The 23,571-nt window shown below is 39.4% G+C and carries 28 protein-coding genes and 2 pseudogenes; 16 read left to right on the top strand and 14 right to left on the bottom strand.

From position 1 onward, the window contains the following. Positions 1-84: 84 nt before the first annotated feature. Complete coding sequence (locus D0466_RS20040; RefSeq protein WP_117324287.1) at positions 85-582, bottom strand: metallophosphoesterase family protein; 498 nt, start codon at positions 580-582, stop codon at positions 85-87. Positions 583-724: 142 nt separating this feature from the next. On the opposite strand from D0466_RS20040, the gene D0466_RS20035 reads away from it, so the two are divergent. The 4 genes and pseudogenes from D0466_RS20035 to D0466_RS20030 all read left to right on the top strand — a co-directional run. Then, entirely contained in the window at positions 725-1,795 is a 1,071-nt protein-coding gene (locus D0466_RS20035; protein ID WP_117324286.1) for a DUF3900 domain-containing protein, read from the top strand. Between the two features lie 152 nt (positions 1,796-1,947). Next, a complete protein-coding gene (locus D0466_RS22635; protein WP_199484598.1) occupies positions 1,948-2,079 on the top strand; it encodes a WGxxGxxG-CTERM domain-containing protein in 132 nt (43 codons plus the stop codon). A 430-nt stretch (positions 2,080-2,509) separates the two neighbouring features. Further along, the gene (locus D0466_RS22390; RefSeq protein ID WP_158555977.1) at positions 2,510-2,683 is read left to right on the top strand and encodes a hypothetical protein; all 174 of its coding nucleotides are present in this window, start codon (positions 2,510-2,512) and stop codon (positions 2,681-2,683) included. 16 nt (positions 2,684-2,699) lie between these two features. Beyond that, positions 2,700-3,118: pseudogene (locus D0466_RS20030) on the top strand (DUF2238 domain-containing protein); the annotation flags it as partial. A gap of 7 nt (positions 3,119-3,125) precedes the next feature. Here the strand turns inward: D0466_RS20030 and D0466_RS23160 are convergent. Beyond that, a pseudogene (locus D0466_RS23160) lies at positions 3,126-3,375 on the bottom strand (IS3 family transposase); the annotation flags it as partial. Between the two features lie 292 nt (positions 3,376-3,667). Here D0466_RS23160 and cspC point away from each other — a divergent pair. Beyond that, a complete protein-coding gene (gene cspC / locus D0466_RS20025; RefSeq protein WP_092097212.1) occupies positions 3,668-3,868 on the top strand; it encodes a cold shock protein CspC in 201 nt (66 codons plus the stop codon). 748 nt (positions 3,869-4,616) lie between these two features. On the opposite strand, the gene D0466_RS20020 is transcribed toward cspC, so the two are convergent. Beyond that, complete coding sequence (locus D0466_RS20020) at positions 4,617-4,745, bottom strand: DUF2187 family protein (RefSeq protein ID WP_117324285.1); 129 nt, start codon at positions 4,743-4,745, stop codon at positions 4,617-4,619. A gap of 212 nt (positions 4,746-4,957) precedes the next feature. Here D0466_RS20020 and D0466_RS20015 point away from each other — a divergent pair, with 212 nt between their 5' ends. The 5 genes from D0466_RS20015 (at position 4,958) to D0466_RS19995 (ending at position 8,044) form a co-directional block, all read left to right on the top strand. Then, positions 4,958-5,212, top strand: coding sequence for a hypothetical protein (locus D0466_RS20015; protein WP_117324284.1), 255 nt, complete (start codon positions 4,958-4,960; stop codon positions 5,210-5,212). Positions 5,213-5,619: 407 nt separating this feature from the next. Next, positions 5,620-5,796 carry a DUF3900 domain-containing protein gene (locus tag D0466_RS20010; RefSeq protein ID WP_117324283.1) on the top strand — a complete coding sequence of 59 codons (177 nt, stop codon included), beginning with the start codon at positions 5,620-5,622 and terminating at the stop codon, positions 5,794-5,796. Between the two features lie 163 nt (positions 5,797-5,959). Continuing rightward, a complete protein-coding gene (locus D0466_RS20005) occupies positions 5,960-7,153 on the top strand; it encodes a nucleoside transporter C-terminal domain-containing protein (RefSeq protein ID WP_117324282.1) in 1,194 nt (397 codons plus the stop codon). 340 nt (positions 7,154-7,493) lie between these two features. Continuing rightward, positions 7,494-7,694 carry a hypothetical protein gene (locus D0466_RS20000; RefSeq protein WP_117324281.1) on the top strand — a complete coding sequence of 67 codons (201 nt, stop codon included), beginning with the start codon at positions 7,494-7,496 and terminating at the stop codon, positions 7,692-7,694. Further along, the gene (locus tag D0466_RS19995) at positions 7,691-8,044 is read left to right on the top strand and encodes a hypothetical protein (protein ID WP_117324280.1); all 354 of its coding nucleotides are present in this window, start codon (positions 7,691-7,693) and stop codon (positions 8,042-8,044) included. Before D0466_RS20000 ends, D0466_RS19995 begins: the two co-directional genes overlap by 4 nt. Positions 8,045-8,220: 176 nt before the next feature. On the opposite strand, the gene D0466_RS19990 is transcribed toward D0466_RS19995, so the two are convergent. The 3 genes from D0466_RS19990 to D0466_RS19980 all read right to left on the bottom strand — a co-directional run bounded on the left by D0466_RS19990 (position 8,221) and on the right by D0466_RS19980 (position 10,147). After that, complete coding sequence (locus tag D0466_RS19990) at positions 8,221-8,556, bottom strand: L,D-transpeptidase (RefSeq protein ID WP_117324279.1); 336 nt, start codon at positions 8,554-8,556, stop codon at positions 8,221-8,223. Between the two features lie 392 nt (positions 8,557-8,948). Continuing rightward, complete coding sequence (locus D0466_RS19985; protein ID WP_117324278.1) at positions 8,949-9,170, bottom strand: hypothetical protein; 222 nt, start codon at positions 9,168-9,170, stop codon at positions 8,949-8,951. 215 nt (positions 9,171-9,385) lie between these two features. Beyond that, positions 9,386-10,147 (bottom strand): hypothetical protein, encoded by a 762-nt coding sequence (locus D0466_RS19980; RefSeq protein WP_117324277.1) that lies wholly within the window; start codon positions 10,145-10,147, stop codon positions 9,386-9,388. A 185-nt stretch (positions 10,148-10,332) separates the two neighbouring features. On the opposite strand from D0466_RS19980, the gene D0466_RS19975 reads away from it, so the two are divergent. Then, a complete protein-coding gene (locus D0466_RS19975) occupies positions 10,333-10,812 on the top strand; it encodes a YndM family protein (protein ID WP_117324276.1) in 480 nt (159 codons plus the stop codon). Positions 10,813-11,399: 587 nt separating this feature from the next. Here the strand turns inward: D0466_RS19975 and D0466_RS22630 are convergent. The 5 genes from D0466_RS22630 to D0466_RS22385 all read right to left on the bottom strand — a co-directional run bounded on the left by D0466_RS22630 (position 11,400) and on the right by D0466_RS22385 (position 17,151). After that, entirely contained in the window at positions 11,400-11,573 is a 174-nt protein-coding gene (locus D0466_RS22630; RefSeq protein WP_199484597.1) for a hypothetical protein, read from the bottom strand. A gap of 267 nt (positions 11,574-11,840) precedes the next feature. After that, complete coding sequence (locus D0466_RS19960) at positions 11,841-13,928, bottom strand: PQQ-dependent dehydrogenase, methanol/ethanol family (protein WP_233522765.1); 2,088 nt, start codon at positions 13,926-13,928, stop codon at positions 11,841-11,843. A 479-nt stretch (positions 13,929-14,407) separates the two neighbouring features. Beyond that, on the bottom strand, positions 14,408-15,163 hold the full coding sequence (locus tag D0466_RS19955; protein WP_117324341.1) for an MBL fold metallo-hydrolase: 756 nt from the start codon (positions 15,161-15,163) through the stop codon (positions 14,408-14,410). A 192-nt stretch (positions 15,164-15,355) separates the two neighbouring features. Then, positions 15,356-16,624 carry a helix-turn-helix transcriptional regulator gene (locus D0466_RS19950; RefSeq protein ID WP_117324272.1) on the bottom strand — a complete coding sequence of 423 codons (1,269 nt, stop codon included), beginning with the start codon at positions 16,622-16,624 and terminating at the stop codon, positions 15,356-15,358. Between the two features lie 362 nt (positions 16,625-16,986). Further along, on the bottom strand, positions 16,987-17,151 hold the full coding sequence (locus D0466_RS22385) for a hypothetical protein (protein ID WP_158555976.1): 165 nt from the start codon (positions 17,149-17,151) through the stop codon (positions 16,987-16,989). A gap of 535 nt (positions 17,152-17,686) precedes the next feature. On the opposite strand from D0466_RS22385, the gene D0466_RS19945 reads away from it, so the two are divergent. Beyond that, positions 17,687-18,310 (top strand): TVP38/TMEM64 family protein, encoded by a 624-nt coding sequence (locus D0466_RS19945; RefSeq protein ID WP_117324271.1) that lies wholly within the window; start codon positions 17,687-17,689, stop codon positions 18,308-18,310. Between the two features lie 63 nt (positions 18,311-18,373). On the opposite strand, the gene D0466_RS19940 is transcribed toward D0466_RS19945, so the two are convergent. Beyond that, a complete protein-coding gene (locus tag D0466_RS19940; RefSeq protein ID WP_117324270.1) occupies positions 18,374-18,661 on the bottom strand; it encodes a DUF3219 family protein in 288 nt (95 codons plus the stop codon). Positions 18,662-18,878: 217 nt separating this feature from the next. Between D0466_RS19940 and D0466_RS22380 the strand changes: the two genes are divergently transcribed. From D0466_RS22380 to D0466_RS19925, 4 genes are all read left to right on the top strand, one after another. Then, positions 18,879-19,025 carry a hypothetical protein gene (locus tag D0466_RS22380; protein WP_158555975.1) on the top strand — a complete coding sequence of 49 codons (147 nt, stop codon included), beginning with the start codon at positions 18,879-18,881 and terminating at the stop codon, positions 19,023-19,025. A gap of 202 nt (positions 19,026-19,227) precedes the next feature. Continuing rightward, complete coding sequence (locus tag D0466_RS19935) at positions 19,228-19,467, top strand: hypothetical protein (RefSeq protein WP_117324269.1); 240 nt, start codon at positions 19,228-19,230, stop codon at positions 19,465-19,467. A gap of 30 nt (positions 19,468-19,497) precedes the next feature. Further along, positions 19,498-19,767, top strand: a complete 270-nt coding sequence (locus D0466_RS19930; RefSeq protein ID WP_117324268.1) for a hypothetical protein — start codon at positions 19,498-19,500, stop codon at positions 19,765-19,767. 177 nt (positions 19,768-19,944) lie between these two features. After that, positions 19,945-21,861, top strand: a complete 1,917-nt coding sequence (locus D0466_RS19925) for an AMP-binding protein (RefSeq protein ID WP_117324340.1) — start codon at positions 19,945-19,947, stop codon at positions 21,859-21,861. A gap of 763 nt (positions 21,862-22,624) precedes the next feature. Here D0466_RS19925 and D0466_RS23730 read toward each other — a convergent pair. Together D0466_RS23730 and D0466_RS19915 are read right to left on the bottom strand one after the other, a co-directional pair. Further along, entirely contained in the window at positions 22,625-22,858 is a 234-nt protein-coding gene (locus tag D0466_RS23730; protein ID WP_407675658.1) for a tyrosine-type recombinase/integrase, read from the bottom strand. 8 nt (positions 22,859-22,866) lie between these two features. Beyond that, positions 22,867-23,145, bottom strand: coding sequence for a tyrosine-type recombinase/integrase (locus tag D0466_RS19915; RefSeq protein ID WP_158555974.1), 279 nt, complete (start codon positions 23,143-23,145; stop codon positions 22,867-22,869). Positions 23,146-23,571: the final 426 nt, after the last annotated feature.

The raw sequence follows: 23,571 nt of genomic DNA, 5'->3' as shown, positions 1-23,571 counted from the left end.
TGGTCATACTCGTCAATTTATCCTTTTAAAAAATACCGCCTCTGACAGGCGGCTTTAATCTTTGTTGTTCTTTAATCAAACGTATTACTCTTTGCTGTCAAAAAACACATGCTCGGCTTGTAAGTCGCCATCTACGGAAATTACGCCATATGAGAACTTAGGCTGCCTCCTTTTGTCCGTTGGCGAACCCGGGTTGAATAATAGCACGCCGTTTATTTCCTTCTTTACCGGGATGTGCGAGTGTCCAAAGATGATCATATCGACACTTTCATCAGCAAATGCGGTGATTGCCCGTTTTTCAGTCGTCCCCTTCTGTCCGTGGCCGTGGACAATTCCAATTCTCTTACCCTTTATTTCTAAAAGCCGCTTTTCTGAAAATCTTTGTTTAATTTCCTCCCCGTCCACGTTACCGAATACTCCTTCAACCGGAGCGTAATGCACAAGCTGCTCATAGACCTCCAATTTCTGCCAGTCTCCTGCATGGATAATCAATTCTGCGTCTCTTAGCCCCTCAATCAATTTCTCAGGAAGATTCATTCCACGCTTGGGCATATGTGTATCAGCTATTACAATGATTTTCATTGAAGGCTCCTTTATTTGTTGGTTTTATCTAAATTTTATCCACAATTCCAGCCGTAAAACAATTATGTAAAAAAATCGGTTTGACGATTCATTTTTCCTTTCCTATACTAGAAAAGTTGAATATGAAGAAACAGGTGATTCCATGGATTTTTCAATTACATTTCTATCCTTTTATGTCATTCAAGTAGAGGGCAAGGGTGACCAAGCCGATAAAAGATACAAGCATTTCCAAACGTTGGACACGGAAGATTATGAAAACAGCCCTTTAAGGAATTTCCTGGACGGGGAACTTATGAAAATATCAAAACGGAAAGTTGACCGCCACCCGAAAGCCGAACAGGTACCAACGAAAATCGGCCATTTTATAGTTGAAGAAGGCCATGAGCTGGACTCCAACCCAAATTACAACCTCTTCAATCGGGTCCGGCTCTCTGAAACAAAGGAAGCGTTCCAGGAAGAAAGTGAACAATTCGTGCGTGCGTACATCGACACAAGTGCTGTTCGGGGCGGAGTCTTTTTAGTTGCCACTGCAAAGCTGACTAAGTATTTCGATGAGCCGTTCGTGTTTATCATGAAATGCGATTTTGAACCAAAGGTGGCTTCCATATCTGATGAATCCACGTTGATCCGCAACGTGGAAATGGCCATCACGACCAAAAATATGAAGTCGATTCAATATCCCTACATGCCTGAAGAAGGCATGGTTGAAGAAGCTGATCTGAAAATCCATCAGGCCTCCCACGCACGTTACTTTGAGGACTTTTTGAAGTTTGTAGAGTATGGCGAATCCATGCCTGAAATCATGAAGGCTCAAGTCATGAACATGGTCCAGGAGCATGTATATGAAACATTCGAAGACAATAGTGAAGAGCTGAAGCAATTTGAGGAAGATTTGGAGATATGGGAAGCAAGCGAAAAAAGGGAAATCCGTGAACAGTTGGATACCCATCAAGTAGTGGAAGCGGCCGCCCAGATCATTGAGCATTCCCCCGAAGCCCAATTGCAGATGAAGATGGGTGAAACAACCGTCAAAGGTTTACTGGCCGACTTTGGCCACAACCTGCATTTAGGAAAAGTGAACGGCCGATATGTGCTGGTGGTCGAGGCTGAATCTATTACGTTTGAAAAAGGCGTATCCCCGATTGAGTTTCATCGGCCGGATGACCTTAATGAAATCATAGAAAAGATAAAGGGCAAGAGATTTGAAAATTGATGGGATTAGCGGTCAAAATTGGTTCCTAAAACTGATGTCATTTTGTTTACTAAAGAAATCTCACTCACCTGGTATTTATGGAATAAATCAAATAACGTAAAAAATGGCGGGTAATTACATAGCCCACCTATAGTTTTATTATCGGTTATTAAATGACTATTGAATTTGAAAAGCGACTAATCGATTGGGGTTGGGTCGGGCTTCTTGGTTTACCCGGGTTGTTGGGAATGAGGAAAAACAAAAACAACCAAGGCAATAACAACCAAGGAAATAAAAACAGCTAATCTCTTAACAGAATTAGTTTGACATTGATTAAAGAGCAGCCAGTACTTTGGCTGCCTATGGTATTTTTCAAATGGCATATTCAATAATTTACTTAATTAAAAAAGTGCCTTAATCCTTCCTAGATCAATGAACTCGTTAATTTTAAAATGTAAAAATGGTATCTTTAACAATCCGGCCTTCGTGAAATTCCTCAATTTGGCCTCGCACTTTAGCTCCGGCCTGAAGTAAATAAAATCCCTGCCTCATCCACAGTTATGGGTTTAGATTTCCGATATTCTTCCTTGTGAGCTTCAGGTGAAACAAACTCCATGACCTCCATAGGTTTCACCCTACCGTTATCCTCCATTCCCAATCTATACTGTGAAGACCCAGATAGAGAATAAAGACTAAATTTTTGGGACATAGATATGGCAAGGAGTTGAAATTTCGATGCAAGAAATTAATCAATTTTTAAGTGGTTTTCAAAATAACTATTTCCTTATAGCGGTTGCCGCTGCTTTGTTTTTCTTGGCAAAAGCAATTACAGGTTACATAACATACCGACACTATGAAAGAAAGTTTAAACAGATTGATAAGAAACTGGATGAATTACTACAAAAGTAAGCTATATAGATTATGAATATACATTGTTCTGGCAATCATGATGTTTATCGGCGGTCATTACACATACTCAAGGGTTCCTCTATTTAATTGGATAAAACACACTTTTGATTTAAACCGAAATCACTATGATCGCTTTGGTCATTTGTTAACGGGGAAGTTTTATTAAGGCAAACACCGTTAATTAGAGGACCTTGGTTATTTACCATTATTATTAGTATTTCTCTGGCAACCGGTTCCCTCTATGAAATAATTGAATGGTTATTTTGTTTAAAAACAAAGGGTGGAAAAGAATCTAGAAATTTTTCAGGTACACAAGGAAGTATGTGGGATGCACAAAGGGATCTGTCGTTAACTTTAATTGGTTCATTTCTCGCACTTAATTTCCTATCAAAACTTCATAACAAGCAGCTTAACAAGCAACAAAAAAAAGACTGATTATTACAACTGTCATCGTTGCCTTTAGTTCCTCCACCAGATTTACTGCTGCTTCTGGAACCACTTCCCTTCCAATTCCTTGTACTTTTTTAAAACTTCAATCTGTTGCTTTAAGAATCGATTTTCTAATACAAGTCATCAATTGTGTTTTGTTTTAATATTCAATCGTTCCATGATTTGTTTAAAGGAATCCCTGCCAGTCTCATTTTAACTGCCTGATATTTTACTTCTGCCGGATAACTGACTCTTGTGCCCAAAGTAAAAACACCTCCAAGTTGTTTTTAAGGTTCAATACCCGTTTTTCAACGTAAAGGTGTTTTTGTTTTGTCTCATGTTATGGGGTCAGTTCTCTACGGGGGCAATGGTTTCTTTCTTCGTTATTTTCTTCCATAACAATGGACTTGCAATTTTATCTATTTCCTGTTATTCTTAATAAGAATTATTTTTGTTCGGTGTAAAGGATAGTATAAGTATCGACTTTTCGTCTTGATGATCACTTTGGGCAGGGATAGTAATACATTGTGCGTTATGCACTAGGAGGAAACACATATGGAACAAGGTACAGTTAAATGGTTTAATGCAGAAAAAGGCTTCGGATTTATCGAACGTGAAGGTGGAGACGATGTATTCGTTCACTTCTCTGCTATCCAAAGTGATGGTTTCAAATCATTAGACGAAGGTCAAAAAGTTACGTTTGATGTTGAGCAAGGTGCTCGTGGAGCTCAAGCTGCTAACGTTCAAAAAGCTTAATTTTGATAAAACAAAAAAAACAGACTCCATCAAGGAGCCTGTTTTTTTTGTTTTTATAAACTTAAATAAAAAACCCTACTCAACAAGCAAGTAGGGTGATGGTACAGGTAAAATAAAAAGTTTAAAACTTCAAAGGTTATTTACAGTTTAACATACTTATTGCAGATATGGGTAATTTATAACAATTTTTTTCTTGTTAGTTCTTTTTAACTAATTCATATTCGAAGTAAAAAGTTGATGGATGCTCTTTTATAGTATAAGTATACTGCTTCATGTTTTTGATAAAAAGCCATGTATTTATTGTTACAAATTCATCAGATGTTTTTATTGTTACCTTGTCTCCAGATTGATACTTGTTTTTGTTCGCCACATTTACACCTCTTTTTCAGTCCCCCGCTTATCTGTGTTTGTAAGTCGTCATTTAATTTCCTATGATCTGTATTCCATTTAATAATTGAGTGGTGTGACGGGGAAGAAAGTGAATATCGTTAGTTTTGGATCCAAGTAAGAAATCTCGACTGTATTTTCAGGATTGAGTCGTTGATGGGTCTTGTGTTATTTGCTGATTTTACGATCCAATTCCTTTTGGTTATTGGCAAAAGTGATTGTAGTCATTATGGAATTCCTTTTTATGTCTAGTTAGACAAAAGTGACACCCTTCCTCCAATTCACTTTTGGAAATTTCGAGGGCTTGTCCTCTAAATTTATCTACTATGACATAGGTTTTGTATTATTGTAAGATATAGTTTTAATAGTTAATTACCGTTACATCTCCATTAAAATGTAAATCCGTTTCATTTTTGGTGATTTTAATAATTACAGAATTGTCATTAACTTTCTGCACGACTCCTTCAATACCTTCTCGAAAAACTTTCATCTACTATTTTCGCTACTGAAGTCAAAGCTCCCGCTGACGGTATGGATTTTGATGGCGTAGATGATTATGTCCAATTCCTCGCCCCCATTCAAAAGACACTTGTTTCACTACAGGAAAAACCAAACTTTTGTCTTATTTTGTCAAATTAGTGTTTAAATCTGTAATATTAAGGAAATTTTTAAAAAATAGAGGAAACGAAAGGAGGTGCCCCATTGAATGAACAATTTGATCGTGTATTAAAAAGACTTGACTTTACAAATGTCCAATATAGTGGCACTCATGAATTTTTCGATGGCACGAAACATGTGTATTTTGTGGGAGAAATTGCTGGAACAACTTATGAAATCGATATTAAAATGGTTGCTCCCGACAAAATCGAGATTTGGGACAAGACATGGTTTGAAAAAGATGTTAACTATTTAGCTGAAGCAAAAAAGGGTTCTAGAGGTTGGCAGTTTTCCGGATAAGCAGGGTTTTTGTTTCACTAAGCAATCAAACTTTCCATTTTCAATCCGACAAAAAAGCATGGTATGAAAATTTATAATCATTGCAAGCCCTTCTAAACTGATATTATCCCCGTTAAGTAGACAGTGTAAAACCCTCCATATTGTATGGGTGTTACACTATACTTGAAGGGGATTTTATTATGGCATTCGTGGCCGTTCAAACACAAGATAGCTTTAAGTTTTTGTAACGTCCTTAAATTCCGTTTTCCTTAAAATAACCCATTATGCGTAAACATGGCATAGTAACTTCATCTCCTACTAATATTATGATTAAAATTATGATTAAAATTTAAGAAAAAACTATCATGGATGAACCAGCATAGCCAGCTCAGCGATTAGTTCTTCATTTTTATGTGACCGACAATTTCATGATAGCTATAAACTTCGAGTATCTATCCCCCTTCTACCCCTACCATCCCGAAGAACTAGAACTAAAAATCCATCAGGCCTCCCACGTCCGTTACTTTGAGGTCTTTCTGAACTTTGTCGAATATGGCGAAACCAAGCCTGAAATCATGAAGGCTCACGTCATGAACGAGGTTTAGCATGTATATAAAACATTTCCACCACTAAAAGGAATTCCAAAAAGAATTCTTACCCTATAGAAAATCCCATGCTTGCTGTCACTCGGCTGAACTTGGGGAAAATAAGGGGTTTGTATGTATACAAAAATACAACAGGGCATAATAACCAGAGGAGGTCATGACCATGTATTTGCTTTTGAATACAATTGGAGTATTAGTTGTAATTGGTCTCGTTTACTTATGTTCACCCAATAAAAAACATGTAAAATGGAAATTCATATTGATCTTATTGGTGGTTGAATTCCTAATTACCTGGTTTATGTTATCGACTAAAATAGGTACTTGGGTCATCAATCAAATCGCTGCTTTCTTTACATGGCTTATTTCATGTGCGAATGAAGGCATTTCTTTCGTCTTTCCTTCTGCCATGGCTAACGAACAGGTCGATTTCTTTTTTAGCGCCTTGATGCCCATCATTTTCATTATTACCTTCTTTGATATTCTATCGTACTTCGGCATACTAACTTGGATTATTGACAAAGTGGGTTGGGTAATTGCAAAAGTGTCAGGGTTGCCAAAACTTGAGAGCTTTTTTTCCATCCAAATGATGTTTTTAGGAAATACGGAAGCACTTGCCGTTCTCCGTCAGCAGCTCAGTGTCTTAAATCAACAGCGTTTACTGACGTTCGGAATCATGAGTATGAGCAGTATCAGCGGGTCCATCATTGGAGCCTACCTATCAATGGTTCCAGCGACCTATGTATTTATAGCAATCCCCTTAAATTGTTTAAATGCTTTATTAATTGCGAATATGTTAAATCCTGTTGAGGTTGGCAAAGAGGAAGATATTGTTTATGTGCCGGAAAAAGGGGAGCGCAAAGATTTCTTTTCCACAATCTCGAACAGTATGCTCGTTGGAATCCGGATGGTAATTGTCATCGCGGCAATGGTAATCGGATATGTTGCCCTGACAGCTAGTTTGAATGGAATTTTAGGATTCTTTGTTAACGGTTTGACCATTCAGAAAATTTTCTCCATTATTTTTAGCCCGTTCGCGTACTTGCTCGGTTTGTCCGGGCATGATGCCATGTATGTCGCTCAATTAATGGGAATAAAACTTGCTACAAATGAATTTGTGGCGATGCTGGACTTAAAGGATAAAATTGAAGCATTGGCCCCGCATACAGTGGCGGTTGCGGTCACCTTCCTGACCTCATTTGCGAATTTTAGTACGGTTGGTATGATTTATGGAACGTTTAATTCCGTCGTTGATGAAGAAAAATCGCAAATTATAGGAAAAAATGTTTGGAAACTACTTGTGAGCGGAATGGCTGTTTCACTTTTAAGTGCAATGGTTGTCGGATTATTCATCTGGTAGGAAAATGTATGAATGAATGTGAGGCAACTCTTTTATCTTGAAAAAGAATCAATGCAGGAAAAAAGTGATTGGTTAATGTACAGTGCACCTATTTTCTTCCCCCATTTTGTAACCGGATAACTGGATTCTTTTATATACCGAAAAAAGACACTTTAACAGGTGTCTTTTTTTCAGTTTGCTTTTAAACATATTGAATATAATTATTAAAAATTTTGCAACAATAACAACTTCATTAATATCTTAACAATTCTTTATCACCTGTTTTATCTCGAGTACATCGGGTAATTGCATTATGTGCCGAATTTAAGGCACAAATTTTACACAACAAGGGGTGCTGACAATGAACGTAAACAAGCTTAAGAAGTTCACTGCAGGAATTGCCATGGCAACTTTGATCGGATCATCAGTTCCTACTTTGGCCTGTGCACATTCGGACTCTCATAAGGAAGAGAATCAATATATCAGCGGCACAAACCGTGGGAACATCAATATGATAGGCACCAACAATTCAATCACAAGGACAATAAAAGTGATTTTTTGAATCGTTTAGATAAAGGTGACAAGATTGGCCCGTTGATAGTGGAATCAGTAAAAAAAGATAATGCCGCCACTACATTTACCTTCACTGGAGATTTGAAAAATGTAAAAGGGTTCTATGATTTACAGACAGGTCAATTCTTTTATAAACAATATGGTTTCAAAGATTTTAAAAACGGAAAAGCTATTCTAGTAAAAAATCAATCTCAACTTAATGAATTGTTGCAAGGACAGAATGGTAAGTTAACCGGTACTTTATCCAGTATTCAAGTAACGACTTCAGGAAACAACTTCACAGTTCAAGCAGATTTAAATAACGTGCAATTGATGACTGAACAGTTAGAAAAAAGATGATCAAATAAAAAACACACTCCAACAAACCTGACACGGCAAGCGGAGTGTGTTTTTATTCAGAATTCTGCTGATGAGCAAGGGCCAGTACAACGGGGGATCTTTTAATTTTCCTAATAAGCTTTTTGCTATACGTATAGTTTTTTTTCCAGGTAACGCTCAACGGTGAAAAAAACAACTCACTTATGAATATAAACATTTGTTCCTATAGGAACCATCGATGAAAGTTCTACAACATGATGATTATGCATTCGAATACAGCCATGTGACACATTTTTCCCAATAGATGAAGGATTGTTTGTGCCGTGTATACCGTAATGAGGTCTTGACAAACCCATCCAAAGCACTCCGAAGGGACCGCCGGGATTAGGTTGCTTATTGATTATTTTATAGTTTCCAGCAGGTGTTGGAGTTAAAATTTTTCCAACAGCAATTGGGTATGTCTTTATCAACCTGCTGGCATCAAAAAGTTTTAGTTGATGTTTACTTGTGGAAACATCAATCCACTTCACCATACGTTCATCCCCATATCACTAGCTTATTTATGGTATGAAGTATATGTGTTTTGATTTAGAAGCGTGCTCAGGTGACCGGGCAGATTCCAAAGTGGATTTTAGAGGCAGATAGCAGGGATAGCCGTTCTTTAGGGGTTTCCTCCAGTTTCATGTCATGTTGCTAAAACTGGAGGATATTTTTGTTCTGGATACGCAGCGACGTTGTTCACCATTCGTTAACAATCCCTATCTGTACCCATTATCAATGTTGAAATGATTATTTAATGCAGCGAAAACAACTTAACAATATTGTGAGGATTGGGATACTGCACGCGGTAACAAAGTTTCTGATTGTATGATTTTGCCTTTTTCCTTGCTATCCATCGAATTGGATTTTCGCTTATAATGCATTGTTATATGCTGCCGTTGCCGCCCCTTCCAATCAGATTGTTACGGCTTAAACTAATGTTATCTGATCCAATGCGGCTTATCAGCCCGTTTCTGCGTAAGTGGTTGCTTTCAAATGCAGCGGACTTGTTTTTGCCGGGACTCCAATCAAAACCAGCTTCAGTTGTGCCGGTTGTCATTAATGGTTGACCGGCGTCAATTGCTGACTTTTTTTGATCTCCACCCATAAAAACACCCCCAAATAGATGAGTTGTTTATATTGTTCCAATAGCAGGGCGATCTATGACGAAAAAACATGATTCAATATTTTAACGTTCCATGCTGATTAATTTTATCCCAGCGGGCATTACTGAGTTGCGTGCCACGCTGTTAATCAACCAAGGCCTTGGATATGTCAAAGGTATGTACATAATGTTTTGGCTTTTATCGCCCATTCCATCTATTAAGTAATACTGAACTTGGACAAAGCAAAAGAGCTCCAATCATTCATTTCCTTAGGCTTCATCGTTTTATCCGCGATTTTTTTCATGATGCCTAAAAAATCATCCATAAACTTTTTAGCAGTGGGATAATTTTGGAAATAACTTTTTTCACCAAATTTCCGAGTGATCAGCAGGATATTCTTCATAATCAAGTCCACTTCTTCTTTTCGGTCCCATATTACTCCTAGACCTTCTGTCATGCAATTTTTGCGTGGACAAAGAAGTCCATCGCTCTTGTAAAACGGATGATCATGTTCAACCCAACTGAATCCCCATTGGCCATTTTGATTGTTAAAGCCAAGGCGGAAATCAAGTTTTAAAAAATTGATACTCTCAGCAGGCTGGTCATGCAGAAATATAAAGTTTGAATAGTTTGCTTCCAGTAATTCTCTGTCTTTTTTTGTGTTAAACTGCCCGGTGGTCAAAATAAAGGAAAATTCCCCTAGCCAATCAGCTTCCTCTGTATGATTTATGATTCCTTTATAAAAAGTCTGGTTGTGTGGGGACCCTTTTACTACCTCATAAAAATACAAATTGTTACCATGCATAGGCAAATCGATTTTTTCATTCTCTTTCAACAAAATATACCTTTTATCAAGGATTGACGTTGCGACAATCAAATGCTTACCGCCCTGCTGCCAATCGAAATGGGCTGCCAATTTACTTGAATAAATTTTCCCTTTGGAAATAAACGTCTGTAACAAAGCATCTAGGCTGTTCATGAAATTTTTCTCCTTTTGGGGTCAGTCCCCCACTAGTTTAACGCTTTAAAGAACTGGGGGTCAGTCCCCCAGGGTAGTAACGCTTTAAAGCATTGGGGGACTGACCCCATTCTTAAGATTCTTTTTTTTGTATATGAATTTTCTCCTAAGTGTTGGTGCAAATTAGATGAAAAGGAGATGAGCAAATGAGGCATGTGATTGCTTTTTTTATTAAGTTTTTGTCGACTTTGGTTGTTCTTGGTATTATTCTTGGTCTATTTTTTAATTACTCCATAATGGATGTTTTGACTATTTCTATCGTTTTAAGTGCTGTCGGCTATATGTTGGGGGATCTGTTCCTGTATCGCCGGACGAATAATATGACTGCTACCATTTCGGATTTTGGTTTGGCGTTTCTAGTTGTTTGGTTTATGAGCCTGAATATAACATTTGAAGATGATCTCTTGACTGCATCAATACTTGCCGCTGCCGGTGTAGCGATTTACGAGTATTTCTACCATCGCGTTGTGCCTAGAGCACGAGGAAGAAGACGGGAAACAAACGAGAATCGAAACCAGAGGCAAACGAATGCCAGATATCGTACAGAAGCATCGGAAGATCTGACGATAGCAAGGCCGGATGTTCGCAGTCCAAAAGGAAAAGAAAACAACCAAAACGAGAAGTAACTATATCTCTCCTAATAAGCGTCAAACATGAGAATCCTCACCGCATGGCGAGCTTTGTTAAAGGCTTAAGACACAGACATAGTTGCACCACTTATACAGATAAAAATGTTTTATCCAAGAAGACAAGCCATCAATTATAGATTCAGGTCCAGAACCAAACACGATCGCAAGTCCCGGCATTACCGATCAGGTTATAACAGTGGGGCATTAGACGACAAAAAAACCGCCAATACAAGAGATGATGTCCCGAAACGGCTGGGGATTACTGCTTAATGACATACCAACAAAGCAGCCCTTTTCAAATTCAATGATAAGGGAAAAGCGTTTTTCTCCTTTAAATAAATCCTTCGAAAAGATTATACAAAACACACGGTGTGCATTTGAACGGTTTATATAGGATTTCTTCACGTAAAGGCTATTCCAGCTTGTCCGTAAAAGTACGGACCATTTAAACCATTGAAAAACCAAACAACCATATCTCTTCCTTTCATGGCTTTTATATAAGTTATGAAAGGAAGAGATATGGTAACAGTGTTTGTCCATCCTTAAAAAAGGGGTATTAACTTAGTACTTTAACAAGCTTTCCTTCATTTTTTCAGCAACGAGAAACTTCTGATCATCGAGCCTACAAACATAATCCCCGATCCGCCCAAAAGCATAATCAGGCACGTAGTTTTATTAATAACATCCAAGGGATAAAGCACACTCCCTATTATCATCAAGGCGCCAATCCCGGTTAAAATCCACGCAAACTTTTTCATGAGGTTCCATCCTTTAAAGAGTTTTTTGCTTTACCCTCATTTTAACATGAAATCTTCCAGTAAAACTGCTTGATTCTCGTTCAAGTGAAATAATGGCATAACACATTTCAAAAATAAAAAGGTTTTTTCCATACATTTGATGAAATTGCAATGCGTATCGACAGATTCGATCGCCATACCGGGATATTTCCAAACAGAGAATATAACTAAAATACCCATTACATGTAAAAGAAACCCAGCCGTTACTGGGTTTCCTCCTAACGATTTTTATTCCTTTTTCTTTGCTACCACCTCTGTGATGTAAGCGGCTACATTATTTATCTCTTCTTCTGACAGTTCTTCCCCAAAGGCAGGCATTGTGGTTCCGCCGGATTTTACTTTTTCGATTACTTTTGAAGCTTCTTTGGCAATTTCACTGTTTTGCAGGTTAGGGCCATTATGGCCGTCTGCCCCCGCAGTACCGTGGCACGCCAGGCAATTTCCTTCATATACCTTCAGGCCCTCATTGGCGCTAGCGACAGTTTCTTTCTCCTCTTCTTTCTCTTCCTCCGGATTATCGGCTTTTGCCTTTTCTTTTAACGGCTCCATTTTACCATCGAGCGCGAATGTCCATAGTGAATCGCCATGCTTTGATCCTGCTAAAGAATTACCAGCCGCCAGGACTGTGATATATTGGACGCCGTCTATTTCGTAAGTGACAGGAGGTGCGTTTACCCCGGCATCGGTTTGGAACTCCCACAGCTGCTTGCCGTTTTTTGCATCATAGGCTATAAACCTGCCGTCATTATGCCCGACAAACAAGAGGCCGCCCTTTGTGGTTAAGACGCCGCTGTATGCGGTTGAATCCCATTTTTGCTGCCAGGCAATTTTATTGGTTTTCACATCAATGGCAGTGACTGTTCCTCTGACTGGTGCTTCGATAACCGGTGCGATGATGCTTCCCCAGTATGCAGTCCCTTCTTTATATTCTTGCTCACTTCTTGTAAAGGACATATAAGTGTCATTCCCGAGCACATAAAAATATTCTGTTTCCGGATTATAAGCAGATGGCGGCCAGTTGGCTCCTCCAAATGCGGAAGGTTTCACAAGAAGCGGATCCTCCCAATACGGATCAAAAATTTTGCCGAATTTACCTTTATATCCGGGAGCATCCTTTTTGATATCATCTTTGGTAACTTCCTGGGGCACAAATGGATCTCCTTTTGGTATCGGCTGGGTTGGTGAAGTTGCCTGCCTTTTGTCTTGCGGGACAGGTACTTCATCGATTCCTACTAACGGCTTTCCATTGGTACGGTCCAGAATGTATACCCATCCGGTCTTGCCGGCCTGCGCAAGTCCCTTTTTCATAACCCCGTCCATTTCCACATCAAAAAGCACAACCGGATTCGGTGAATCCAAATCCCAAATATCATGGTGGACTTCCTGGAAGTTCCATTTATAATTGCCTGTTTCGGCATCGATGGCCACAATGGAAGCTGCAAATAAATTATCCCCTTTTCGCTTGCTTCCGTCTAAATCCGGTGCTGCGTTTCCTGTTGAAAAGTAAAGGGTGCCTAATTCCGGATCAACAGCCGGCGTTTGCCATACCGGAGCTCCTCCCCTTTTCCAGGAATCGTTGTCGCTAGGCCAGGTTTCATGTCCGGTTTCACCAGGTCCTGGAATGGTATAGAAGCGCCACAATTCTTCACCCTTTTCCGCATCAAATGCCGTCACCCGGCCCCTGATGCCGTACTCACCTCCGGATATCCCTGTGTAAATTTTACCCTTATAATACAAGGGAGCGCTTGTAATCGTATAGCCTTTTTTCCAATCATCAACCTTAGTACTCCAGACCTCTTTTCCTGTCTTTTGATCAAGTGCAACAAGTGTAGCATCTAATTTAGCGACAAAAACTTTCCCTTCTCCAATGGCGACGCCCCGGCTGGTCCATCCGCAGCAAACCGTAGTCAAATCGTCAGGCAGATTACCTTCATACTTCCACAATATTTTGCCAGTTTTCGCATCCACAGCAGAAACGTCATTGGCACCGGTAATAACATACATTACTCCATTATAGACAACTGGCGAAGCTTCCCCTGAATATTTGAATTCAAGCCCGGATCCCAGGTGAGTCATCCACTTTCCTTTTAAATTTCCAACATTTGATGCATTTATTTTATCTAATGTAGAATACCGCTGATTATAAATATTTCCGCCATTTGTAATCCAATCCTCATTTGGAATCGCTTTCAATTCTTCTGTTGTAAAAGTAGGTACTGTTTGATCTTTTTCTTTCTTTTGTTCTGTTGTTACCTCCACCGGTTTTTTACCTGGTTTTTTCTCATCCTCCCCGCCGCTCCACCATGTCAGTACCACTAGTAACAAAAAAACAATGCCAAACAGCCCAGAAAAAAACATCCCCTTATTTCTTCGTTCCCTCACATCACACCTACTTTCCTGGTTATTTAGACCCTTGTTAAAGTATATTAACGTATCATTCAGTTCATGATGATGAAAAAAATCCTAAGGAAAATGTCTCCCTTAGGATGGTGGAAGTGTATAAGATTTTGTCCTTGCTTATGTAGAACCAAAAATAAGGTGTTAGGAACCCATGCCTTATTTTCTTACTTCTTGAGTGGTAAGTCCCTTGACTGTATCCATCACGACTTCCGGATGAAGTTCAGAGGATTTTATGGCCGATTTTGGGTTAAACGTTGAGTCTTAACCCATGATGCCTACCCCTCTTTCTTAGTTTATTTACTGTTCCCTATCACCCTTAAATCCGTTTATTTCTACAAATTGGGCTCGGTCGGACCTGATAACTCTTAATGTTAAGGGGAGCTGCTCCTTAAAAATCAAAATTTCCCGCTGGACACAGATTTCCAATTAACGGCTACCTCGAGGAGCTGTTCTTTTACCCCTTTATCCACAAGTCCGCCGTGATAACATACGATGTGATCAATGTCATAGTCCAAATACTTTTTGATGGACTCTTTCGCGGTTGCCATATCAGGAGTGGTCTGTTCGACAGGTCCGAATAATGTACCGTTTACACAAACCATTGAATCACCGGCAATCATTGTTTTCGTTTTGTGCAAATAAAGGCTTATATGACCCGGCGTATGCCCCGGTGTATGGAGTATTTCTATTCCTCCGCAAACGGGCAATTCCTCCCCATGAGACAGTATTTTATCCACCGATGCGCTTGGAGGATTGGCATAGAAGGCCCTGGCGGGTTCGGGAAGCGCTTCCCATTGTTCTTTGCTCATCCTTTTCGGGTCCGTTTTGATCAATGGCAGCGCCCCTTCAATATAGGGTTTATCCAATTCATGTGCATAGACCGGTATCGTTTTGCCCACTTCCTTTAGTAGTGCTGGAAGGCTGCCGATATGGTCAAGGTCTTGATGGGTTATGACCACACCCGTCAATCTTTCCAGGGACACTCCGGCTTGTTCCATGGCAGAGCGGATGTCCCCAAGCTGGCCTGGCATTCCGCAATCGATTAGAATCGCGGAATTCTCATCCCATACTAAAACAGGGTTTAATACGGTCCTGGTTCCAAACGCCTCTATTTTTAATTCTAGTATCTCTACTCCCTTAGCTATTTCCATCCGGTTTTCCTCCATCCTTTTTCCATCCATAAGGTAAGGATAACCCTGAATGAATGTAATATATAAGACGTAAAATTGAGGCGGATTTTCGCTTTATAACATTAACTTTTTCTTTATCATTTTACTATCTAACACTCCTGCCGATTAACTAATTAACAAACGTCAGGCACCGCTACTAATCAGCATTGTATACTACCCTTTCCCTGCAGCCATTCGATAATATTCAGCCGCCTTTCTAAAAGACTTTCTTTCATAGTAGTAATCCGCAAGCTCGCAAGCTATCTTGTTGCGTATCCCAGTCTGTTTTTTTTCATTACAATACTCGAGGATATTCTTTATATCTTTTTCATAGTTCGACCAATCGCCCGTCATTTCTTTATTTACATGAACTTTCAAACAGCCCATCTCTATAAAACTAACGTGAAGCTCTTGCTCCATTGTCAGAAGGATTCCTTTTTCCAGGTAGCTGCGGGCTGTAAACCATTCTTTTCTTTCCTTATACGCCTCCGCCAGGCTTAAATAACAATCTGCCAGGTTCTTTCCCGGTCTAATTTTTTCATTTATTCTTTCAGATGTTACAAAATATTCAATGGCCTTATCATATTTTTGGACATCCCTGCAGCCAATTCCTAAATGATAATAAATCAACGCCTCGGATTCTTGATCATGGATTTTTCTTGCGATTTCCAGCCCTTCTGTCAAACATTGTTTTGCCTTTGTATACTGCTTCAAAGCTAAATGAAGGATTCCTTTATGGACAAGAACATCCATTTTTAACATTACATCATCCAATTCCATGACAAACTCATATGCTTTTTCAGCATAGTGCAGGGCTATCGTCATATCATCATGAATAAAGCGTTTTGCCTGGCTGAGCTTATGATAATATTTCGCCATGTCCGCCCTGTCCACAAGATCTATAAAAGCTTCACACAGCAAGTAATATTGATGTGCCTTTCCATAATCCTGTGCCTGGAAACAAACCATGCCACAGGACATATAGTAATGAAAAATACTTGCATGGGAAATTTGATCAACATATTCAGGGATGTGGATTTTTGACTTTTCAACTATTTCCCTTGCTTTCGAAAAATCATGTTTCTGGTCAAGATAATATTTTAGCAAGAGCCAGTAAATTTTAATGTAATCGATCACTTCATGAACTTCCTGGGCTTCCAGCTGCAGGAATAATAATTCCTCTTCAGTAAATTCCTGCTGCATGCCTTTTTCTATCAATCTATCGATTTCTTTCAAACAAAGGTCTGAATTTGCATTCACAATTAAATTCACAGGAACCTGCAGCCTTTCCGACACCCATTGTATAAAGTTATCGGACGGTTTTATCCGTTGATTTTCAACCCGGCTTAAATAGGTTAAGGAAAAATGTCCATTTACCAATTCTGCCTGGTTCATTTTTTTGACGAGCCTGATCGTTCTAATTCTTTTTCCGATTTCTATCATTACAGGGCCCCTTTTTGTTCGGCTTTACTCCCTATTTATTCTCTCCTTCGACAATGGACTCCTTTATCCTATAAAACAAAAGTTGGCAGGCTTCATATTAATGGGAAGTGTTTTTGGAATAATTGATGTCATCCTCTATTATTAAATTCCATAGCTGGGGGTTTATTTGTACACTATCAAATGATCGGGGATAAATCACCCTGTCATTCGTCAAAAAATCTTCCGTTAACTCACAAACCCGAAAACAGGATCCGGTACTGGAAATGGCGATCCCATCCCTTTTTCTTTGGATGTGATAAAACCGAATTTTGGATAGAAATCCGGATGTCCACTGAACTGCCACATGTTGAAACCCCACTTCTTTATAGATCTCCAAACCTTTCATTACGAGAGCGGACCTTTTTTTGCCAGGCAGGGATGGCAAAAAGAGGCGCTAGCCCCTGCGTTGATTTGATTCCTTCATCGGTTTCAATAATCATACTGAAAAGGATATGTCCAATAATCTTGCCATCATCTGTTGCTGCCACTAGGGCAAGTTCCGTGATAAATTCATTTAAATTACGGATTGATTCTATTAATTGGATTCAGTTTCCTGGCCGAATGGCTGGTCATTTACTCCTTTATAAAAATATTCATCATTTGGCTGCTCTGCTTTTATGGTATAGTTGAAATTTTGTCCTGATTTCTTCATTAAAGTACTGCTGAGATGAATGATAATCAATTCTTGACAGGAATCGGAATTCGACATGGCACCATAATAATCAAAAATTGATTACTTAATAAAGTTAGATCTTCGTCTCAGAATTCCGGTTTCTGGCCTGACGATACCATTATCCACTTTTGGAGTAAAAACGAATAGTCAATAAGACAAAAAGGAGGGCATTACCCAGGATTGTTTATTAAGATGTATTTTCGACTTCAACTGATAGATACTAATCATATTGTAAAAATTTTTTTTATTCATATTAACGCTTATTTTATTTTTTTGGGAGAATAAAGGCTTTTACATATGGATTGTACCCAAACTTAGGTGTGAAATATTAAAGCTCGGAGAGGGTTTTCATGAAAAAATGGATGATTTTACTCGGATATGTGATAGTTATTACAGTCGGTTTTATCAATCGAGAACACATTTTAATTTGGATCCAGGATAGTGATAATTCCCATCTTCCGCTTATGTTTCTTTTGTCTGCTCTTATTGCAACAATCCCGATTATCCCCTTTACTTTTTTTGCAGGGATTATGGGCGCGAAACATGGAGTTGTTATCGGGGCGATGGTCAACTGGTTTGGAAGTGTCGTTTCTTCTGCTATCTATTTTTTGTTGGCACGATTTTTTTTCACCGGTTACTTTAGGCATTATCTGAAACGATTTACAGGAATTAATAAATTCCAGAAAATGATTCAAAAAAATGCGCTTGTTGCGATTTTTATCGCAAGGACAATCCCATTTATCCCTCCTCCTGTTGTAAATATCTATTCGGGCATAGCAGGCATAGCCTTTATGACATACATATCTGCAATTGCAATTGGAAAGGTCCCACCGACTCTTTTTGTAGCATACACTGGGGGGCAAATTTTGTCTTCATTCCCTAAAGTAATCATGGGCTGTGTCTTATATTTGATATTCCTCCTCATCATTATTCTTTTCTATAAAAATTGGTTTAAAAAACATTCGCAAAATTAACAGCTGCATGGCTACAACATCAAAAAAAGAGAACTTCACCGTGAAGTTCTCCCCGATATTGCGCTACATTTTTTCAATCAGCTCCAAATGAAAGCTGCCTACTTCATTTTCTTTATACAGATCTGTCACTGAAGTATAATAATTTGAAATCGACCCTCTGAATTCCAGCGACCTTTCCGGAACTTTCACATCAAAAGATCCTTCATAAAGCAACGTAGTAATCGCGTGATATTCACTGCTTTTCACTTGAAAATCAAAGCTGATCCGGTGTGCACCATTCCCCTCGGCAATTTGTTCTTTATAGCCTGTCACGTTAAGCACTGTGCCATTTAAAATTACTTCATTTGCCATGTTAAAGCCCTCCCGTTGCCAATATTTTATCCGTCTCCATCCGATATTATAGTACTTCGTTTATCTGTGCGAAATTTTTTTGCCTGAACCGCTTTTCTATTTATTACAAAAACATCTAATACTAACCGTTAGTTTCCTGTCAAAAGGCATGTATAATGGAGTAAAAAAATGAAAGAAGCGATCCTCATCTTAGTAATGGCAATGGTTTTTCCTGCTTTTGAAACTCAAGGGCAAGAATCCATTCAAGCTGCGTTTATTCGGAACGGCAACCTTTGATAATTTCAATAATGTTTGTTTGGGGGTGGACGATTATGAATGGCTGCCGGACGGAAAGGGATTTATCGCCTCCGCTTCAGCAGACTAGCATCCTGATGGTGGACAAACCCTGTTCTTTACAAAATACCGGCCCAGCAGAATTCCGTCCTTCCGGGTAAGAAATTTTTTAAAATCCCTAACAGCCTTTCTAAAAACGAAAAAGAAATCATTTCAATAAATGCAAAAAGCTTTGCCTTTTCTCCTGATCATAAATGGATTTCTTTTATTGTGCACCAACGGCCTCCTGGTCAATGGACAGCAATATGTTATGCGTCATCGAGTACAGGCAAGTATTTTTCCGTATGGACGAGATCATTACACATGTAACACCGCCTGTGTGGCCCCCTGCTAAAAATACACTCGGATATATTGCAGGAGGCGGCAGGATTGTCTTTGGTATCAAAAACAAAAAATTGAAAGCAGCCGATGTTCCTGCTTATCAGACAGCGGAATTGACTCCACCGGGATTTCCGGATTTAGACTCTGCCTGATTTGACGACAATCATTTAGCAGCTTCAAGAGTGAAAGAAGCCGACTGGTTCAATGAACCAGAGAAGACACCTTCAGCATCACTATATAAAATAACGGCAGCGAATGCTGACCAGAAAAAAATCACCAATCACCCAGAAGGATTCAGTGATGAGAATCCGATTTATAATGCGAATCTACTCACATGGCTAAGGAAGAGTAAAGGCTTAACAAATAGCGACGTCTGGACGGCCGACACAGAATGCAATGACGCAAAACCTTGGATTCAGGAGACGAAAAGCTATGCCATTTTTCATAAATAGCAAGAATTCGAGCCCTAGCCTCGTACAGTGCCTCTCTAATTTTAGACAGTGAGTTATTTTTCATTCTTTTCTGATTATTATATAATGAACTTAACTTAACTGTATGAATCTATTACATTCGGGGAGGTCTATCGTTTGTCATCTGCTAAAGCCGTCTGGTTTCCTAAAGAGGAACATATGAAAGAAACACGCATGTACAAATGGATCAAAAAGCTTGGTTTGCCAGATTATAATTCATTGTACATGAAGTCTATTGATGATATATCCTGGTTTTGGGACGAAGTTGTGAAAGAGCTTGATATCGTTTGGACACAAAGCTATGAAAAAACAGTTGATCTATCAAAAGGCATTAAATATCCAGAGTGGTTTACCAGCGGTAAAATGAACATTGTACAAAATGCAGTCGATAAATGGGCGGACAGGGATGAAACTAAACACTCCAGAGCGCTAATCTGGGAAGGCGAGGATGGAACGAACATTTCCTATACATTTGAACAATTGAGCAAGGAAATATCGAAAGCAGCAGTAGGCTTACATTCATTAGGAATTAATAAAGGCGATGTGGTTACGTTATACTTGCCAATGATTCCTGAAACTGTAATAGCGTTATTGGCCATCGCCAAAATCGGTGCAATTTTTTCCCCGGCTTTTTCCGGTTACGGTGCCGATGCAGTCGCGACCAGGATTACTGCTTCCGGTTCAAAAGTGTTGATTACTGCCGATGGCTATTATCGCCGCGGAAAAATCATCCCCATGAAAGAGGAAGCAGACCGCGCAGCAGCCCTGTCCCCGACAATCGAAAAAGTTATTGTGATCGAACGTACAGGCAGGCAAGTACCGTGGATTAACGGGCGGGATATGAAATGGGCGGAACTGCCCAAAAATGAAAGCTCTTTCAAAACTGTTGAGACAAATGCCAATGATCCATTCATGTTAATCTACACTTCAGGCACTACAGGCAAACCTAAGGGAGCCGTACATACACATGCTGGGTTTCCGATAAAATCAGCTTTTGATGCAGGAATATGTATGGACGTAAAACGTGGGGACACCTTGTTCTGGTTCACCGATATGGGCTGGATGATGGGGCCGTTCCTGGTGTTCGGCGGACTCGTCAATGGAGCAAGCATTCTCCTGTATGAAGGAACCCCGGATTTTCCTGAACCGGATCGCATTTGGCAGCTCATAAGCAACCATAAAGTTACACAATTAGGCATCTCCCCTACACTCGTGCGCAGTTTAATGAAATACGGAACCGAATGGGTAAACAAACATGATTTATCCTGCTTAAGGGCAATTGGTTCAACCGGTGAACCGTGGAATCCGGAACCGTGGATGTGGCTATTTGAAAAAGTAGGTAAAAGGCTAATACCAATCATGAACTACTCGGGAGGAACGGAAATTTCCGGAGGGATATTAGGAAATGTATTACTGAAGCCAATTTCACCAATTACATTCAATTCACCGATTCCTGGAATGGATGTGCATGTGTATGATGAAAACGGTTCCTCCGTAATCAATCAAGTGGGCGAACTGGTAATCTTAAAGCCATTTGTCGGGATGACAAACGGTTTCTGGAATGAAAATGACCGATATGAAAGTACCTATTGGGAGAGATGGCCAGATACTTGGGTACATGGGGACTGGGTTATCAAGGATGAACAAGGATTTTGGACGATTACCGGCAGGTCGGACGATATCCTTAACGTTGCCGGGAAACGACTCGGACCAGCTGAGCTGGAATCAGCCCTGGTTGAGCACCCACTGGTGATTGAAGCCGCGACAATCGGGATACCTGATAATGTGAAAGGTGAAACGGGCGTATGTTTTGTCGTTTTGACGCCGGGATCAAACGGGAATGAATCATTAAAAAAAGAGCTTTATCAGCTTGTTGTAAAGCATCTTGGCAAATCACTGCAGCCGCAGGAAATATACTTCATCTCCGAGCTTCCAAAGACAAGGAATGGCAAAGTCATGCGCCGCGTTATTAAGTCCGCTTATCTAAACCAACCGTCCGGAGATGTTTCATCTCTGGAAAACCCAGATTCGGTTGAAGCCATCAGGGCGCTTCAGGAAGGAAAGGCTTCGTGGTAATCGCAAAGAAACAAATTAGGAAACCTGATTATCTTATACATTTCATTTGATAGTGCAGCTCATGTGACTGCACTATTTTTTTTATTTTGTTACAAAGTAATATTCCGATTTTTTTGATAAACATATACTCATGCACAGTTGTATAATCTAATCAAACTCGGAGTACCCATTTTTCTTCATCAATGCACCACCATAGTCACATAAAGAGCAGCCTACCCGGCCGGTTATCTATGTATGATTTGCGACGTCTTACTCTTACGCCCTTGCAAAGAAAGATATACTCACATCGACTTCTTGTCGCCAAACGGAGGATATGGCAGTTTTAGCAATCGGTTAAACCGGGACGTCCGAATTCCGGATGCACAAAATGCATTCCCATAGGTGTTCCCGCAGCCTTTTTTGCCGGCTTGCCTTTTCTTTACCCACACCTTAAGTTATGTACATCACCCAATCCCTAACTCGTGAGCTAATACTTTCTAATTTTGTGATCCATTATATTATCTTTGTGATCCATTATATTATCACTGGTTTTTATTTAAATTCTTGTATAACGTGTTTCCCTTTTTTTTTGTCTAAATACCCCCCCTTCTGGTACATTCTTTCCTCCATGGTATCATGAAGGTTTTTTTGAATGTCCGCTTAAAGGGGTTAATTTCATTTATCCGATTTTTATGTCCATATTTGACATTATCAAAGGTATTTTGGATTGCCCAATCTGTTTTTTGTCGGTATCCCTTACATACCGTTTTGTTACATTTAATTCTTAGTGCCCCGCTAATTTTGATACAGTTTCGATATGGATTCTGTTATCAAATAGATTTTGGCAAAATGTGTGTCTCAATTTATGGGGATGTACATCATATTTATTAAGCATGTATTCCACGGTTCTTGGTGTCACGCGCTGATTAACACTTGAAACAAACAATGCTTCTGAATTTTTTTTCAAAGATTCCCTATAAATACTGATGCTTTTACTTGCAGCCTTTGATAGCGGAATAACCCTGTCTATTCTCCTCTTGAATTCCGAACAATGACAAACTGTCTGCCTTCCTCTTCTTGAATATCACTGATATTCAAATTACATAGCTCAGAAAAACGGATCCCTATATGCAGCAGTGTATAGACAATAGCTATATTTCTCAGATTGCCTTCATCCTCTACTTCCTTTACAAGAGCTTCCTGTTGCGATTTTCCAAGTGATTCCGGAATTTCATCCTTCTTTTCTTTTAATTTTCGGTCAATGTTTAAAACAATATCTCGATTTCCAAGAAACCTTGAGAGCATTGTAATTGCAACATAGTGTTTTTCATTGTGCCCGCACTCTTTTTGATCTATCCAAAAAGTCCATATAAGCTTGCACATCTCTTGAGTCAATCTCACTTATATCAACATTTAGCCATTGTAAAACTGAGAAAGTATACATACATATGTTTTAGTGGTGTTATCGGACTTATTTTGACCTAGTATCCAGTTACCAAAAGAATGAGAATGATTTCGTTTTTTGAATTTCTCTTACCTTTCGTCATGTCTATTCCTCCCACTAAAACTAGCTTTTTAAAGTATCCACTCGTTCTAAAAATCAGCAAAAAACCTTAGGAACAATCCTAAGGTTTTGATTCGGTCATAGGATTTGTTCCTATGACCTTCTACTATAAAAATGAGTGGCTTGGCGATGTCCTACTCTCACAGGGGGAGAACCCCCAACTACCA

This window comes from Peribacillus glennii (genome assembly GCF_003429105.1).
Classification (GTDB): domain Bacteria; phylum Bacillota; class Bacilli; order Bacillales; family DSM-1321; genus Peribacillus; species Peribacillus glennii.
The sequence above is the reverse complement of the archived record's forward strand: the minus strand, read 5'-3'. Positions and strand labels throughout refer to the sequence as shown.

Excerpts from the sequence above, each read along its gene's own strand:
- cspC (WP_092097212.1), top strand. The coding sequence starts at position 3,668 with ATGGAACAAGGTACAGTTAAATGGTTTAATGCAGAAAAAGGCTTCGGA.
- D0466_RS19950 (WP_117324272.1), bottom strand. The coding sequence starts at position 16,624 with ATGATAGAAATCGGAAAAAGAATTAGAACGATCAGGCTCGTCAAAAAA.
- D0466_RS20040 (WP_117324287.1), bottom strand. The coding sequence starts at position 582 with ATGAAAATCATTGTAATAGCTGATACACATATGCCCAAGCGTGGAATG.
- D0466_RS19990 (WP_117324279.1), bottom strand. The coding sequence starts at position 8,556 with ATGGTGAAGTGGATTGATGTTTCCACAAGTAAACATCAACTAAAACTT.
- D0466_RS22635 (WP_199484598.1), top strand. The coding sequence starts at position 1,948 with ATGACTATTGAATTTGAAAAGCGACTAATCGATTGGGGTTGGGTCGGG.
- D0466_RS20000 (WP_117324281.1), top strand. The coding sequence starts at position 7,494 with ATGAACGTAAACAAGCTTAAGAAGTTCACTGCAGGAATTGCCATGGCA.
- D0466_RS19935 (WP_117324269.1), top strand. The coding sequence starts at position 19,228 with ATGGACAGCAATATGTTATGCGTCATCGAGTACAGGCAAGTATTTTTC.
- D0466_RS19980 (WP_117324277.1), bottom strand. The coding sequence starts at position 10,147 with ATGAACAGCCTAGATGCTTTGTTACAGACGTTTATTTCCAAAGGGAAA.
- D0466_RS19985 (WP_117324278.1), bottom strand. The coding sequence starts at position 9,170 with ATGGGTGGAGATCAAAAAAAGTCAGCAATTGACGCCGGTCAACCATTA.
- D0466_RS20010 (WP_117324283.1), top strand. The coding sequence starts at position 5,620 with ATGATAGCTATAAACTTCGAGTATCTATCCCCCTTCTACCCCTACCAT.
- D0466_RS22390 (WP_158555977.1), top strand. The coding sequence starts at position 2,510 with ATGCAAGAAATTAATCAATTTTTAAGTGGTTTTCAAAATAACTATTTC.
- D0466_RS22630 (WP_199484597.1), bottom strand. The coding sequence starts at position 11,573 with ATGAAAAAGTTTGCGTGGATTTTAACCGGGATTGGCGCCTTGATGATA.
- D0466_RS19940 (WP_117324270.1), bottom strand. The coding sequence starts at position 18,661 with ATGGCAAATGAAGTAATTTTAAATGGCACAGTGCTTAACGTGACAGGC.
- D0466_RS20020 (WP_117324285.1), bottom strand. The coding sequence starts at position 4,745 with ATGAAAGTTTTTCGAGAAGGTATTGAAGGAGTCGTGCAGAAAGTTAAT.
- D0466_RS19945 (WP_117324271.1), top strand. The coding sequence starts at position 17,687 with ATGAAAAAATGGATGATTTTACTCGGATATGTGATAGTTATTACAGTC.
- D0466_RS20035 (WP_117324286.1), top strand. The coding sequence starts at position 725 with ATGGATTTTTCAATTACATTTCTATCCTTTTATGTCATTCAAGTAGAG.
- D0466_RS20005 (WP_117324282.1), top strand. The coding sequence starts at position 5,960 with ATGTATTTGCTTTTGAATACAATTGGAGTATTAGTTGTAATTGGTCTC.
- D0466_RS19915 (WP_158555974.1), bottom strand. The coding sequence starts at position 23,145 with ATGCTCTCAAGGTTTCTTGGAAATCGAGATATTGTTTTAAACATTGAC.
- D0466_RS19925 (WP_117324340.1), top strand. The coding sequence starts at position 19,945 with ATGAAAGAAACACGCATGTACAAATGGATCAAAAAGCTTGGTTTGCCA.
- D0466_RS19955 (WP_117324341.1), bottom strand. The coding sequence starts at position 15,163 with ATGGAAATAGCTAAGGGAGTAGAGATACTAGAATTAAAAATAGAGGCG.
- D0466_RS19975 (WP_117324276.1), top strand. The coding sequence starts at position 10,333 with ATGAGGCATGTGATTGCTTTTTTTATTAAGTTTTTGTCGACTTTGGTT.